The sequence below is a fragment of the Bradyrhizobium sp. P5_C11_2 genome (assembly GCF_054049755.1).
This window is the reverse complement of sequence record NZ_JBFULT010000164.1, coordinates 1-13,174: the sequence shown is the minus strand read 5'-3', so window position 1 is coordinate 13,174 and position 13,174 is coordinate 1. Positions and strand designations below refer to the sequence as shown.

The window sequence follows — 13,174 nt, the reverse complement described above, 5'->3', positions numbered from 1 at the left end:
GACCTCGGGGCCCGATACCGCGATGCGCCCGGGCTCCGACACGGCGAGCGCGGAGCAACAGCCCGCGATCAGGCCGCCGCCGCCATAGCAGCCGGAGCGCCCGCCGATCAGGCCGATGACCTTCACGCCGGCGGTGCGCGCTTCCATCACCGCACGCATGATCTCGGCGATGGCGAGTTCGCCGGCATTGGCTTCCTGCAACCGGACGCCGCCGGTGTCGAACAGGATCAGGACGGGGATCGAGCCGATCTGGCGCGCTGCGCGAAGCAGCCCCGTCAGCTTGGCGCCGTGCACCTCGCCAAACGCGCCGCCCATGAAGCGGCCCTCCTGAGCGGCGACGAACACCGACGAGCCGCCGAGGCGGCCATGACCGACGACGATGCCGTCATCGAACTGCTCGGGGAGGTCGAATATCTTCAGATGCGGGCTGACCTCGCGCTGTTCCGGCCCGATGAACTCGACGAAGCTGCCGGCGTCGAGCAACAGCTCCAGCCGCGTGCGCGCCGACGCTTCGTTGAAGCTGGTGCTGCGGGCGCGTTCGGCCGGGGTGACGTTCTTGAGCGGGGCGGTCATTGGCCGTTCTCCGCGATCAATCGGACCGCCTGCGCCAGCCGCAGCGACACCGTATCGGGACGCGCGCCTCCATCATTGATGGAAAACTTCAGCCCCCCGGGCGAATAGCGCTCGACGAAATCTCCGATCACGGCGCTCCAGACCTCGCCGAAGCCCACGGCCGCGGTCTTGATGTCGACGGCGCATTCCGCATCCGCCAAGCTGCGCTCGACCAGCACTTCCAGGTTCCCGGAGGCGACCACGCCGACAATCGCGCTTTTCCTGGTGCCGCCGGCACGCGCGCGAACCTGGTGTTGAAAGTTGAGATCTTCCATGGTCAGTCCCTCACCAATTCCTGAATTTTGACGGCGGTGCGTAAAGCCCGCCCGACCAGCGCACGAGATCCTTGATCGAGCGCGCCGCCAGCAGGCTGCGGTCCGCATCGAGCGGATTGATGCCGAGATCCTCCGGGCGACGGATCACGCCGCGCTCGCGCAGGGCTGCGACCATGTTGCGATCCCGCCCGCGGCCCACCTCGGTGTAGCCGGCCACGCCGCGGATCGCCTGCTCACGCTCTTGCGCTGTGCGGCACAGCAGCAGGTTGGCCACGCCCTCCTCGGTGACGATGTGCGTGACGTCGTCGCCATAGATCATGATGGGTGCGAGATCGAGCTTCAGCTTCTCCGCGAGCTCGATCGCATCGAGCTTCTCGACGAACAGCGACACGTTCTTGTCGCCGAAGGTCTCGCCTATCTGCACGACCAGCTTGCGGCCGCGGCGCAGCAGCGCCGAGCCGTCGGGATCGGCCTCGGCCCCGGCCTTCAGCCAGGGTTCGCTCGGGTGACGCCGCCCGCGCGCATCCGCCCCCATGTTCGGCGCGCCGCCGAACCCGGCAATGCGCGAGGTGGTGATGGTCGACGAATTTCCCTGGAGATCGATCTGCAGCGTGGAGCCGATGAACATGTCGCAGGCATAGAGCCCGGCGGTCTGGCAGAAGGCGCGGTTCGAGCGCAGCGAGCCGTCGGGGCCGGTGAAGTAGACGTCGGACCGGGCGCGGATGTACTCGTCCATGCCGACCTCCGAGCCGAAGGAGTGGATCTGCCGGACCCAACCGGATTCGATCGCGGGAATCAGCGCGGGATGCGGGTTCAATGCGAACTGGGTTGCGATCCTGCCCTTCAGCCCCAGCCTCTCGCCGAATGTCGGCAGCAGAAGCTCGATCGCGGCCGTGCTGAAGCCGATGCCGTGATTGAGCCGCTGCACGCCATAGGGCGCGTAGATGCCCTTGATCGCGAGCATCGCGGTCAGGATCTGGCCCTCGGTGATCGCGGCGGGATCGCGCGTGAACAGCGGCTCGACGAAGAACGGCTTGTCGGCCTTGACGATGAAGTGGACACGGTCCGCCGGGATATCGACCCGCGGAACCGTCTCGACGATGTCGTTGACCTGGGCGATCACGACGCCGTCCTTGAACGCCGTCGCCTCCACCACGGTGGGCGYGTCCTCGGTGTTCGGGCCGGTGTAGAGATTGCCGTCGCGGTCGGCGCTGACGGCGGCGATCAGCGCGACGTGCGGCGTCAGGTCGATGAAATAGCGGGCGAACAATTCGAGATAGGTGTGAATCGCTCCCAACTCGATCTTGCCGCCGAACAGCATGCGCGCGATGCGCGCCGATTGCGGCCCGGAATAGGCATAGTCCAGCCTCTTGGCTACCCCGCGGTCGAACAGGTCCAGATGTTCGGGGAGAACGACGCCCGACTGCACCATGTGCAGATCGTTGACCTTGGCGAGATCCACCGCCAGCAGCGCGCGGCTGAGCAGATCGGCCTGCTTCTGGTTGTCGCCTTCGAGGCAGACCCGATCGCCGGGCCGGACCACTGCCTCCAGCAAGCGCGTCGCATCGCGCGCCTCAACGACCTTGCCGCGGGCAAGTCCGGCCCCGGCCGCAATGCGGGCGTCGCGCGCGGCGCGGTTGTTCTGCCAGCTCGTCATGATGTCGGCTCCTCGGGCGCGCTTCGCCGTGGTCGCGCCCGAGTCCAGGATGGTGCTGGTGGTCTCGATCACGCTCATGGAATTTTCCGGATGGGATGGTCAGGCCGGCGGGAGTGCTGTCTCTCCCGCCGCCCCTCCTTCCGCCGGCCGTGCGTCAGGACCGGCAAAAAGCCGCTTCAACGCGTGGCCGGTTGCCCGATGCTGCGCGCGGCGCGGGCGATGATCGCCGCCACTTCCTTCGGATGCGACTCATAGACCGAGTGGCTGGCGCCCGGGATCACGGTGGTCTGGCTCTTGGCGCGCTCGTAATACCAGCGCTCGAGGTCCGGATTGATGATCTGGTCGTTGCCGGCAACGATGCCCCAGCTCGGCTTGGTCTTCCACGCAGCCGCCGTCAGCGGCGTGTTGAACACTTGCGTCGCGGCCAGAACCTGGGAGCGTGATTCGAACTCCGCCTGCTCACGCGGCAGATCGGGCGCGAACAGCTTGGGGAATTGCACGGGATCGAGATAGGTGAACTTGTCGGGCGTGACCTTGATGGCGCCTTCGGTCTTTGCAAGCACGCTCGGCGTCTTCTTGCCCAGCGTCCCTTCGTCCTCTCCGACGTCGGGCGCATGCGCAGCGACGTAGACCAGGCCGACGACATTGGGATGAACACCCGCCTCGGTGATGATCGAGCCGCCGTAGCTGTGGCCGACCAGAAGCGTCGGGCCATCCTGGAGATCGAGCAGCCGCTTCGCCGCCGTGACATCATCGCCAAACGACGTCTCGGGCTCCTGCAGCATGCTGACGCGGAAGCCGTCCTTGACCAGGATCTCATAGACCGGCTTCCAGCCGGACGCATCGACCCAGGCGCCGTGCACCAGCACGATGTTCTTGGGCGGTTCCGCGCGCGCCGGAGCGACGGTCGAGAATACCGAAAGGGCGGCAGCGAAGGCGAGGCAGGCGTTGAGATGTTTCATGTCGGGATCACTCCGGGTTGGAATGCTGCGACACTAGTTCGAGGGTTGCGCTCGCGTATTTCCCCAAACAACTGTCCTTGCCACTTCGCACGTCGCAAATTTCGACCGCGAGAACGGCTCCTCGGCACGCGACCGCGCCGCGTGCCCGACGACATCTGCGTTCATAYGCGAAAGACGACCGGCACTCGTTCTGTCATTCAAGACGTCGTCGCCGACGCCGCTCGACTTTCCACGCATGGGATCGGACAATGACATCCAACGCAACCTTCCGCATCGCGCTCTTCACCCTGCTGTGCGCAGCATCGCCGGCTCATGCACGCACTTGCTCGGACGCGATCGCGCACACTCAGCGCCAGCTGGATCAGGCCATCGAACGAGACGCTGGCTCCCACGGCTGGAAGCCGGAGAGTCTCAGCGCGCTGCGCAATCATCAACCCACGCCCCGCTCGATCGCCGAAGCCGAGGGGAGCAACGGTGTCGATTACACGGATGCGCTCAATTCGCTCGGGCGCGCCCGCGCCGCCGATCACATCGGCGACATCGCCACGTGCCGCCGGGAACTCACCCGCGCCCGCGCCATTCTGCGATAGTGAGGCAGGTTCACGATCGAAACCAGGACCGGTCGCCATTGCTCGCGAGGCGATACGGCAGCGCAGCTGCACGAAAACGGCTGCAGCGCGCGCAGCGACCGATCTTCGTGYTGCCGGGGAGCATGACGTGCATTCTGGAAATACCCATGCTGCTGCACCTTCCTATTGTTCGATAGCATTCAGCCGGAGCATTCTTCCATGCGGAAACAGCACTCGTCGAACGACGGCAGCGCAAGGCGATCGGGATCGCGTCGGTTCACCTTGATGCATCCGCGGGCAACGCTGGCGATCGGCGTTCTGTGCCTGACCTCGGCTGCGGCGATCGCCCAGACGACGGTGCCGGGAGCGCAACCTCCCGCCGGCATGCTCGCGACGTCGCCGCTCAACCCGCAATCCACGCAGCCTGTGGGCATTCCGCTGGGCTCGACCGAGATCACGACGCCGGGCATCTCACCGATCAATCCCTCGCAAGGCCTGGCGGGCTGCGCCGGATCCGGCAATACGGCGTCGCCGGGAGCCTTGTTCGACGGTGGCGGGCTTTCCGGTGGTTCATCGATCGCGTGCGCCGGCAGCACGACGGCTCCGTCTTCCCTGCCCTCGTCGTCGACGGTCGGACGCGTCGGGATTCCGCTGGGAGCCACCGAGCTCGGCGGCGCCGGCATCAGCCCGACCGTGCCGGTCCCCGGCCAGATTCCCTCGGACAGCGCGACTTCCATCGTCAGCCCCGGCAATCCCTGACATCGAGGATGATCACCGTGAAACGAAACCTCACCATCGCGCTCGTCGTTCTCGCTGTGATCCTGGCCGGAGCGGGCTTCTGGTTCTTCGGCACCGACCGGAAGCCGGCCATCGCAGCCGCGCCCGTGCCCTCCGCCGTGCCGGTGGTCGCCGCCACCGTCACGGGCAAGGACGTCCCGATCTTCCTGCGCGGCATCGGCACGGTGATCGCCTACAACACCGATATCGTGCGCAGCCAGATTCAAGGCCAGATCGTCAAGATCACCTTCACCGAGGGACAAACCGTCAAGGTCGGCGATCTGCTCGCCCAGATCGATCCACGTCCCTATCAGGCCCAGATCGAGCAGTTGACGGCCAATCGCGACAGAGACCAGGCGCAGCTGGTGAACGCCGAGGCCAATCTCTCCCGCTACAATCAACTCGGCGACAAGGGATATGCGACCCCACAATTGATCGAGACCCAGACGGCGCAGGTGGCGCAGCTCAAGGCTGCCGTGAAGTCGGACCAGGCGCAGATCGATGAGGCCAACGTCCAGCTCAGCTACACGCGCCTTACCTCGCCCATTCCCGGCATCACCGGCGTCCGCCAGATCGATGTCGGCAACGTGATCCATCCGACCGATCCGAACGGTCTCGTCGTCGTCACCCAGATCGAACCGATCTCGCTGCTCTTCACCCTGCCCCAGACGGATCTGCCCGTGATTCAGGAGCGGTCTGCGAAGGGAACGCTGAAGGTCATCGCCTACAGCCAGGACAACAAGGTGAAGCTCGACGAGGGCACGCTGCTGCTGGTCAACAACGAGATCGCGGGAACGACCGGCACTGTCCAGCTCAAGGCGGAATTCCCAAACCATGAGCACCGGCTGTGGCCGGGTCAATTGGTGAACGCGCGCCTGCTGCTGGAGACACGGAAGGATGCGCTGACGGTCGCCGGCTCGGCGGTACAGCAGGGTCCGAACGGCAGCTACGTCTATGTCGTGTCCGCTGACCAGACCGCGTCCTTGCGTCCCGTTCACGTCGCCCAGATCAGCGATGGCCAGGCCCTGATCGACCAGGGACTGAAATCAGGCGACGTCGTCGTGATCGACGGCCAGTATCGACTGACGGAAGGAAGCCGCGTTCGGGAGCTGCACGGCAAGGCCGCGCGCGAAGCCGACCTGCAAAGCTCGGTGCAGGACGCGCTCCCATGAACCTGTCCGCGCCCTTCATCCTGCGGCCGATTGCAACCGCTCTGCTGATGGCGGGCCTGCTGCTGTGCGGCATCGCGGCCTATCCCCTGTTGCCGGTCGGCGCGCTGCCGAACGTCAACTACCCGACGATCCAGATCTCGGCGCAACTGCCCGGCGCCGACCCCGGAACCATCGCCTCGTCAGTCGCCACGCCACTCGAGCAGCAGCTCAGCCAGATCCCCGGCGTCACGCAGCTCACCTCGTCCAGCGCACTCGGCGTCGCCCAGCTCACGGTGCAGTTCGAGCTGTCGCGCACGGTGGACAGCGCGGCGGTCGACGTGCTCTCAGCGATCAATGCCGCGAGCCCGTACCTGCCGCAGAACATCCCCTACCCGCCGACGATCAGGAAGGTGAATCCGGCGGAAACGCCGATCATGCTGATCGCGCTGACGTCGGAGTCGATGCCGCAGACGACGGTCGATGCCTACGCGGAAAACATCCTGCTGCCCAAGATTTCCCAGGTGCCGGGCGTGGGCCTCGTCGGTATCGGCGGCCAGCAGAAGCCCGCGATCCGCATCCGCGTCAATCCGCAGGCGCTTGCCGCCCGCGGCATCGGCCTCGAAGACGTCCGCACCGTGATCGCCGGCGCCAATGTCGACCTGCCCAAGGGCACGCTCAACAGCCCGCGCGTCACTTATACGCTCAATACCAACGACCAGTTGCTGAAGCCCGCCGCCTATGAAGCCCTCATCATCGCCTATCGCAACGGCTCGCCGGTGCGGCTGCGCGACATCGGCTCGGCRATCGAGGGGCCCGAAAACGACCTGCTGGCCGGCTGGTACGGCAAGGACCCCGCCGTCATCCTCGCCGTCCAGCGCGTCCCCGGCGCCAACGTCATCGAAACCGTCGATCGCATCAAGAAGCTGCTGCCGCAGCTGCAGGCCTCCGTTCCGCCGGCGATCAAGGTGACGATCGCCGCCGACCGTACCGCCACCATTCGCGCCGCGGTCGCCGACGTTCAGTTCACGCTGATGCTGACGGTCGCATTGGTGGTGATGGTCATATTCCTGTTCCTGAGGAATTTCTGGGCCACCATCATCCCGGCGATCACGGTTCCGCTGGCACTGGTCGGCACCTTCGCGGTGCTCTACGTGCTCGGCTACAGCCTCGACAACCTCTCGCTGATGGCCCTGTCGATCGCGGTGGGATTCGTGGTCGACGATGCCGTGGTGGTCATCGAGAACATCGTGCGCCATCTCGAGCAGGGCATGACGCCCATGGAGGCTGCGCTCAAGGGCTCCAGCGAGATCGGCTTCACGATCGTCTCCATCACCCTGTCGCTGATCGCCGTGTTCATCCCGCTGTTCCTGATGGGCGGCTACGTCGGCAAGCTGTTCCAGGAATTCGCCGTCACGATCACCGCCTCGCTGCTGCTGTCGCTGGTGATCTCGCTCACCTTGACGCCGATGATGTGCGCCCGCCTCCTGAAGGACGAATCGCGCAGGAAGCACGGCCGGCTCTATCTCCTGTTCGAGCGCGGCTTCGATGGCCTGCTTGCGCTGTACGCGCGCGGCCTGCGGGTCGTGCTGCGCCACCGCTTCGTGACGCTGCTCGTGATGCTCTCGACCATCGCGCTGACCGGCTATCTCTACGTGATCATCCCGAAGGGATTCTTCCCGCAACAGGACACCGGACAGATCGTCGGCATCACCGAGGCCGCCCAGGACATCTCCTTCCCCGCCATGTCCGAACGCCAGCAGGCGGTCGTCGACATCCTGTTAAAGGATCCGGCGATCCAGTCGGTGGCGAGCTATATCGGTCCGGGCGGCCCGACCGCGACCCTCAACCAGGGGCGCATCTTCATCGTCCTGAAGCCGAAGCCCGAACGCAAGGCAAGCGCCGACCAGGTGATCGCGCGGCTGGAACCCCAGCTCGCCCATATCCAGGGCATCAAGCTTTACATGCAGTCGGCCCAGGACATCACGATCGGCGCACGGCTGTCGAAGACGCAGTATCAGTACACGCTGACGGACGCCGATTCCAACGAACTCACCCACTGGTCGGCGATCTTCCTGGACAAGATCCGCGCGCTCGACATCGTCGCCGACGTCGCCAGCGACCAGGCCAATGCCGGCCCGAGGCTGCAGGTCACCGTCAATCGCGAAGTCGCCTCGAGCTTCGGAATCCTGCCCACGACGATCGACAACACCCTCGACGACGCGTTCGGTCAGCGCATCGTCTCCACCATGTTCACCTCGCTGAACCAGTACCACGTCGTGATGGAAGTCGACCCGCGCTTCCAGTACGGCCCCGAAGCGCTCAAGGATATCTACCTGAACTCGGCCACCGGCCAGCAGGTCCCCCTGAGCACGCTGGTCCACACTGTCATCATGCCGGCGCCGATTCTGATCAATCACCAGGGCCTGTTTCCCTCCGTCACGATCTCGTTCAACCTGCGGCCCGGCGTCGCGCTGGGCGATGCGGTGACGGCGGTCCAGAAGATCGAGAAGGACACCGGCAAGCCCACCTCGCTGTCGACCTCGTTCCAGGGCAACGCGCAGGCCTTCCAGTCGTCTCTGTCCGGCACGCCGTTGCTGATCGGGGCGGCGCTGATCGTGATCTACATCATCCTCGGCGTCCTCTATGAGAGCCTGATCCATCCGATCACGATCCTGTCGACGCTGCCTTCCGCCGGCATCGGCGCGCTGCTGCTGCTGCTGGCAGTCCACATGGATCTCAGCGTCATCGCCATCATCGGCATCATCCTGCTGATCGGCATCGTCAAGAAGAACGGCATCATGCTGGTCGACTTCGCCCTCGAGGTGGAGCGCAACCATGGGCTCAGCCCCGAGGAAGCGATCTACCAGGCCTGCACGCTCCGCTTCCGCCCAATCCTGATGACGACAATGGCCGCGCTGCTCGGCGGTGTGCCCCTGATGCTCGGCAACGGCACCGGCGCGGAACTGCGCCAACCGCTCGGCTACACGATCGTCGGCGGCTTGATGCTGTCGCAGATCCTGACGCTCTACACCACACYCGTGGTCTATCTCTATCTCGACCGGCTGGGCAATTGGTTCACCAGACGCAAGCCGCACGTGGCCGAGACGGCCCAACCCTCCGCGACCGAAGCAGATACGGGATTGAGCCATGAGTCCGCTTGACAAGGTGACCGCCGGCATGACGGCCGAGGAGCTGGTCACCGTCACGCCCGAGATGACGGTCGGCCATGTGGTGCCGGGAATGCCGTCCGTCTACGGCACGCCGATGATGATCCTGCACATGGAGATGGCCGCGGGATCGGCGGTGCAGCCTTGGCTGCCTGCGGGCCATGTCAGCGTCGGGATGACGGTCAACATCCGCCATCTGGCGGCAACACCGGTCGGCCGCAGGGTGCGCGCGGTCGCGCGGGTCGTCGCGATCGAGGCCAAGAGCATTGTCTTCGAGGTCGAGGCCTGGGACGGCGACCGCAAGATCGGCGACGGCACCCACCGGCGCGGCGTTGTCAACGTCGTCGAGTTCGAGAAGCGATTCGGCGTGACGAGATCCGCGGCCGCGATGGTCTAAGGCCAAAAGCACCGAGCCCGATCGCGGCATCGTGCGTTTTGGCAAAGCGCCTGCGAAAACGCAAAAGACCGTTTTTCAGCGGCGCGGTAGACCTCTCGCATGACGCTCGAACGCCTGGATGGCTCTGATTCCGTACAGCCACAGCGATGGTGGCGCCGTGTTCTTCAAAACTGGACCGTGAAGGTCGCGCGGCGCAATGAAGGAGCGTCGCGGCAAAGCCAGGCCGCTTATCTCGCTGAAGCGCAGAAGCTCAGTCAAACCGGCAGCTTCGGCTGGAATGTCGAGACCGGAGAGCTCTTCTGGTCGGATGAAACGTTCAGAATCTTCGATCTCGCACCGACATCGCGACCGTCGCTCGACTTCGTCCTGAAGCGCACGCATCCCGACGACCTCGAGTCCGTTCGCGCAGCAATCGACCGTGCCGTGAAAGACCGGAAGGATATCTCCCTCGAACAGCGCCTGGTCATGAGCGACGGGTCGATCAAGCATATCCGCGTCGTCGCTCGCGGAATGAGCGACGGTCGGGGCCAGTTCGAGTTCATCGGCGCGGTCATGGATATCACCGCCCAGAAGAAGGCCCACGCCGAACTGGAACGAAGCGAGCAGCGCTATCGCCATCTGTTCAGCCGCATGCCGATCGCACTGCGGCAGCTCGACGGCAGCAGGCTGGTGGCGCTGTTCCGAAAATTGCGCGCCGAAGGGGTCACCGATCTCGGCAGCTATTTCGACAGCCATCCCGATTTCCTCCGGACCTGCATGGATGCGCTCGCGTTCCAGGAGGCCAACGAACGGGCCATTCAGATGTTCGGAGGAGGAGGCGTCGGCGGCTATGCCGGACGTTCCATGGCCGACACCTGGAAGGTGCGTCCGGATACGTTCCGGCGAGCCATGGAGTCCCGCTACCGCGGCGAAACGAACTTCGAGGAAGAGACCAAGATGGTGACGTGGGACGGCCGCGTCGTCGACGTTCTCTTCACCACGGCTCGCGTCGGTCCGATCAATGATCTGGAAATAAGCCTGGTCGCCACGATCGACATCTCGCAACGCATTCGTGTCCAGGAGAGACTTCGGCAGGTGCAGGCGGAGTTCGCGCATGCGGCGCGCGTCTCGGTGCTCGGAGAGCTCACCGCGTCCATCGCGCACGAAGTCAACCAGCCCCTGGCGGCCCTCGCGACCCACGGAGCCGCCGCGCTGCGATGGCTGAACAGGCCCACCCCCGAGGTGGCCGAGGTCCGCAGCGCAATCGAGAACATGGTTGCCGATACGAAGCGGGCCGCGAACATCGTGGCGCGCGTTCACGGGATGGCTTCGCGCAAGGCGCCCGAGCGCGCCCTATTGTCGCTTGACGATGTCATTCACGAGGCGCTGCTCTTCCTTCGGCACGAGATGGAATCCCGCGGCGTAACGATCCTGCACCGCCCCGATCGGACGGCGCTGCCGGTGCTCGGTGACCGGACCYAGCTTCAGCAGGTGATCGTCAATCTGGCCATCAACGCCGTGCAGGCCATGACGCAGGCGGGACAAGACGATCGCAGGATCGTCATCAGCACGGCCGGGCGGGATGCGACCACATTGTGCTGCGCCGTGGAGGACAACGGCCCCGGCATCGCCGACGAACATGTCGGGCGGCTCTTCGAAAGCTTTTTCACGACCAAGGACAGCGGCATGGGCATGGGCCTGCCGATCTGCCGGTCGATCATCGAAGCGCATGGAGGCCGGATCGCGGCCGAGGGCAATAGCGCGGGTGGCGGCGCCCGCTTCTGGTTCACGCTGCCGATCTCCGCGCCGGCGCCGTCGTCGCGCCCCGATCTCCGCGCCGATGCATGACCGCAACGTTCGCCCTGCTGCCGCTATTCTGCCTGGGCGGTCGAGCGCACGAGGCGGATCGGGATGCCCTTGAATGACGGCGTGAAGCTGATGGGATCGCGGGCGTAGAGCGGCACCAGCGGATTGGTTTCCGGATAGTAGGCGGCACAGCAGCCGGTCGGGAAGGAATAGGCCACCACGCGGAAGTTGCGCACGATCCGCTCGGCGCCGTCGGTCGATTCGGTCACCAGGTCGACGCGATCGCCATCCGCGAGCCCGCGCTTCTTCAACTCGTAGTCGTTGAGGAACACCACGTCGCGCTGGCCGAAGACGCCGCGATAGCGGTCCGACAGCGAGTACAGGGTGGTGTTGTACTGGTCGTGGCTGCGTATGGTGCTGAGCCACAGGAAATCGGGGTCGCTCTGCGGCGGGTCCTCGCCGCACCCCTCGAAAACCAGGAAGTTGGCCTTGCCGGACGGCGTTTCCCAGATCCGCTCCCGCGCCGTCGAGGTGAGATGGAAGCCGCCGGGAATGCGGATGCGGGCATTGTAGCTCTCGAAGATGGGAAAGACGGCCTCGATCGCATCGCGGATGCGATCGTAATCGGCGACGAAGCCGTCCCAGTCGACCACCGTGCGCTCACCGAGCGTCGCCTTGGCGACGCCGGCGACGATCGCCACCTCGCTGAGGAGATGCTCCGATGCCGGCTTGTTGCGGCCGCCCGAGGCATGGACCATCGACATCGAATCTTCGACCGTGATCGACTGCGGTCCGGTGGCCTGGATGTCGATCTCGGTGCGTCCGAGGCACGGCAGGATCAGGGCGGCGCGGCCATGGATCAGATGGCTGCGGTTGAGCTTGGTCGAGACGTGGACGGTCAGATCGAGCTTGCGCAACGCCGCCTGCGTCGCCTGCCAGTCCGGGATGGCCGCGGCAAAATTGCCGCCCATCGCGAAGAACACCTTGACCTCGCCACGGATCATCGCCTCCAAGCCGGTCACGACGTTATGTCCCGGGGCGGCCGGCGGCTTGAAGCCGAAGCGGTGCTCCAGGCGCTCGAGGAAATCCGCCTTGGGGATCTCCGTGATTCCCACGGTCCGATCGCCCTGCACGTTGGAATGGCCGCGAACCGGACAGACGCCGGCGCCGTCACGTCCCACATTGCCGCGCAGGAGCGCAAGGTTGGCGATCTGCTGCACGTTATGCGCACCGCGCTGGTGCTGGGTGATACCCATGCCGTAGACAAGGATGGCGCGTTCCGCCTTCATATAGGCGCCGGCCGCATATTCCATGTCCTCGCGCGCCAGGCCGGACTGGCGTTCGATGGCCGGCCATGGCGTGCGCTTGAGGTCGTCGATCAGCGCCTCGATGCCGACGGTGTGCCCCTGAATGAAATCCCAGTCGAGGATTTCGGGCTGTTCGGCGGCCCGCGCCGCCTCGTCCGCCTCCACCAGGATCTTCATGATCCCCTTGAGGACGGCGACGTCGCCGCCGACCCGCACCTGGAACAGCTTCGAGCTGATCGTCGTCGAGCCCAGCGTGATCATCTCGATCGGGCTCTGCGGCGCCTGGAAGCGTTCCAGCGCCCGCTCGCGGAACGGGTTGAACGAGATGATCGAGGCGCCGCGGCGGGCCGCGTCGCGCAGGCTCGTCATCATCCGCGGGCTGTTGGTGCCCGGATTCTGGCCGAAGATGAAAATGCAGTCGGCCTTGTCGAAATCCTCCAGCAGCACGGTGCCCTTGCCGACGCCGAGCGATTGCGGCAGGCCGACGCTGGTCGCCTCATGGCACATGTTGGAAC

The 13,174-nt window shown here is 65.4% G+C and carries 11 protein-coding genes; 6 read left to right on the top strand and 5 right to left on the bottom strand.

What is annotated here, in order from left to right; genetic code table 11:
- The 4 genes from ACXJL8_RS17395 to ACXJL8_RS17380 all read right to left on the bottom strand — a co-directional run.
- The coding region (locus ACXJL8_RS17395) for a biotin-independent malonate decarboxylase subunit beta (protein ID WP_456685297.1) at positions 1-573 on the bottom strand (573 nt) is incomplete at its 3' end.
- Positions 570-887: a malonate decarboxylase acyl carrier protein gene (gene mdcC / locus ACXJL8_RS17390; RefSeq protein ID WP_456617608.1), complete on the bottom strand. Its 318-nt coding sequence runs from the start codon at positions 885-887 to the stop codon at positions 570-572. The genes ACXJL8_RS17395 and mdcC, both read right to left, overlap by 4 nt.
- Before the next feature lie 10 nt (positions 888-897).
- Entirely contained in the window at positions 898-2,544 is a 1,647-nt protein-coding gene (gene mdcA / locus ACXJL8_RS17385; protein ID WP_456685298.1) for a malonate decarboxylase subunit alpha, read from the bottom strand.
- Positions 2,545-2,720: 176 nt separating this feature from the next.
- The gene (locus ACXJL8_RS17380) at positions 2,721-3,506 is read right to left on the bottom strand and encodes an alpha/beta hydrolase (RefSeq protein ID WP_456617609.1); all 786 of its coding nucleotides are present in this window, start codon (positions 3,504-3,506) and stop codon (positions 2,721-2,723) included.
- A gap of 248 nt (positions 3,507-3,754) precedes the next feature.
- Between ACXJL8_RS17380 and ACXJL8_RS17375 the strand changes: the two genes are divergently transcribed.
- The 6 genes from ACXJL8_RS17375 (at position 3,755) to ACXJL8_RS17350 (ending at position 11,394) form a co-directional block, all read left to right on the top strand.
- Positions 3,755-4,096: a hypothetical protein gene (locus ACXJL8_RS17375; RefSeq protein ID WP_456617610.1), complete on the top strand. Its 342-nt coding sequence runs from the start codon at positions 3,755-3,757 to the stop codon at positions 4,094-4,096.
- A 198-nt stretch (positions 4,097-4,294) separates the two neighbouring features.
- Positions 4,295-4,834 carry a hypothetical protein gene (locus ACXJL8_RS17370; protein WP_456617611.1) on the top strand — a complete coding sequence of 180 codons (540 nt, stop codon included), beginning with the start codon at positions 4,295-4,297 and terminating at the stop codon, positions 4,832-4,834.
- Between the two features lie 17 nt (positions 4,835-4,851).
- Positions 4,852-6,024, top strand: a complete 1,173-nt coding sequence (locus tag ACXJL8_RS17365) for an efflux RND transporter periplasmic adaptor subunit (protein WP_456617612.1) — start codon at positions 4,852-4,854, stop codon at positions 6,022-6,024.
- A complete protein-coding gene (locus tag ACXJL8_RS17360; protein ID WP_456685296.1) occupies positions 6,021-9,164 on the top strand; it encodes an efflux RND transporter permease subunit in 3,144 nt (1,047 codons plus the stop codon). Before ACXJL8_RS17365 ends, ACXJL8_RS17360 begins: the two co-directional genes overlap by 4 nt.
- Positions 9,151-9,567, top strand: a complete 417-nt coding sequence (locus ACXJL8_RS17355; RefSeq protein WP_456617614.1) for a thioesterase family protein — start codon at positions 9,151-9,153, stop codon at positions 9,565-9,567. Before ACXJL8_RS17360 ends, ACXJL8_RS17355 begins: the two co-directional genes overlap by 14 nt.
- 99 nt (positions 9,568-9,666) lie before the next feature.
- Entirely contained in the window at positions 9,667-11,394 is a 1,728-nt protein-coding gene (locus ACXJL8_RS17350; protein ID WP_456685295.1) for an ATP-binding protein, read from the top strand.
- A gap of 23 nt (positions 11,395-11,417) precedes the next feature.
- Here ACXJL8_RS17350 and ACXJL8_RS17345 read toward each other — a convergent pair.
- Positions 11,418-13,174, bottom strand: a 1,757-nt coding sequence (locus ACXJL8_RS17345) for an FdhF/YdeP family oxidoreductase (protein ID WP_456685294.1), incomplete at its 5' end; no start/stop codon positions are given.

Coding starts and splice junctions, on each gene's coding strand:
- ACXJL8_RS17380 (WP_456617609.1), bottom strand. CDS start 3,506: ATGAAACATCTCAACGCCTGCCTCGCCTTCGCTGCCGCCCTTTCGGTA.
- ACXJL8_RS17355 (WP_456617614.1), top strand. CDS start 9,151: ATGAGTCCGCTTGACAAGGTGACCGCCGGCATGACGGCCGAGGAGCTG.
- ACXJL8_RS17375 (WP_456617610.1), top strand. CDS start 3,755: ATGACATCCAACGCAACCTTCCGCATCGCGCTCTTCACCCTGCTGTGC.
- mdcC (WP_456617608.1), bottom strand. CDS start 887: ATGGAAGATCTCAACTTTCAACACCAGGTTCGCGCGCGTGCCGGCGGC.
- ACXJL8_RS17370 (WP_456617611.1), top strand. CDS start 4,295: ATGCGGAAACAGCACTCGTCGAACGACGGCAGCGCAAGGCGATCGGGA.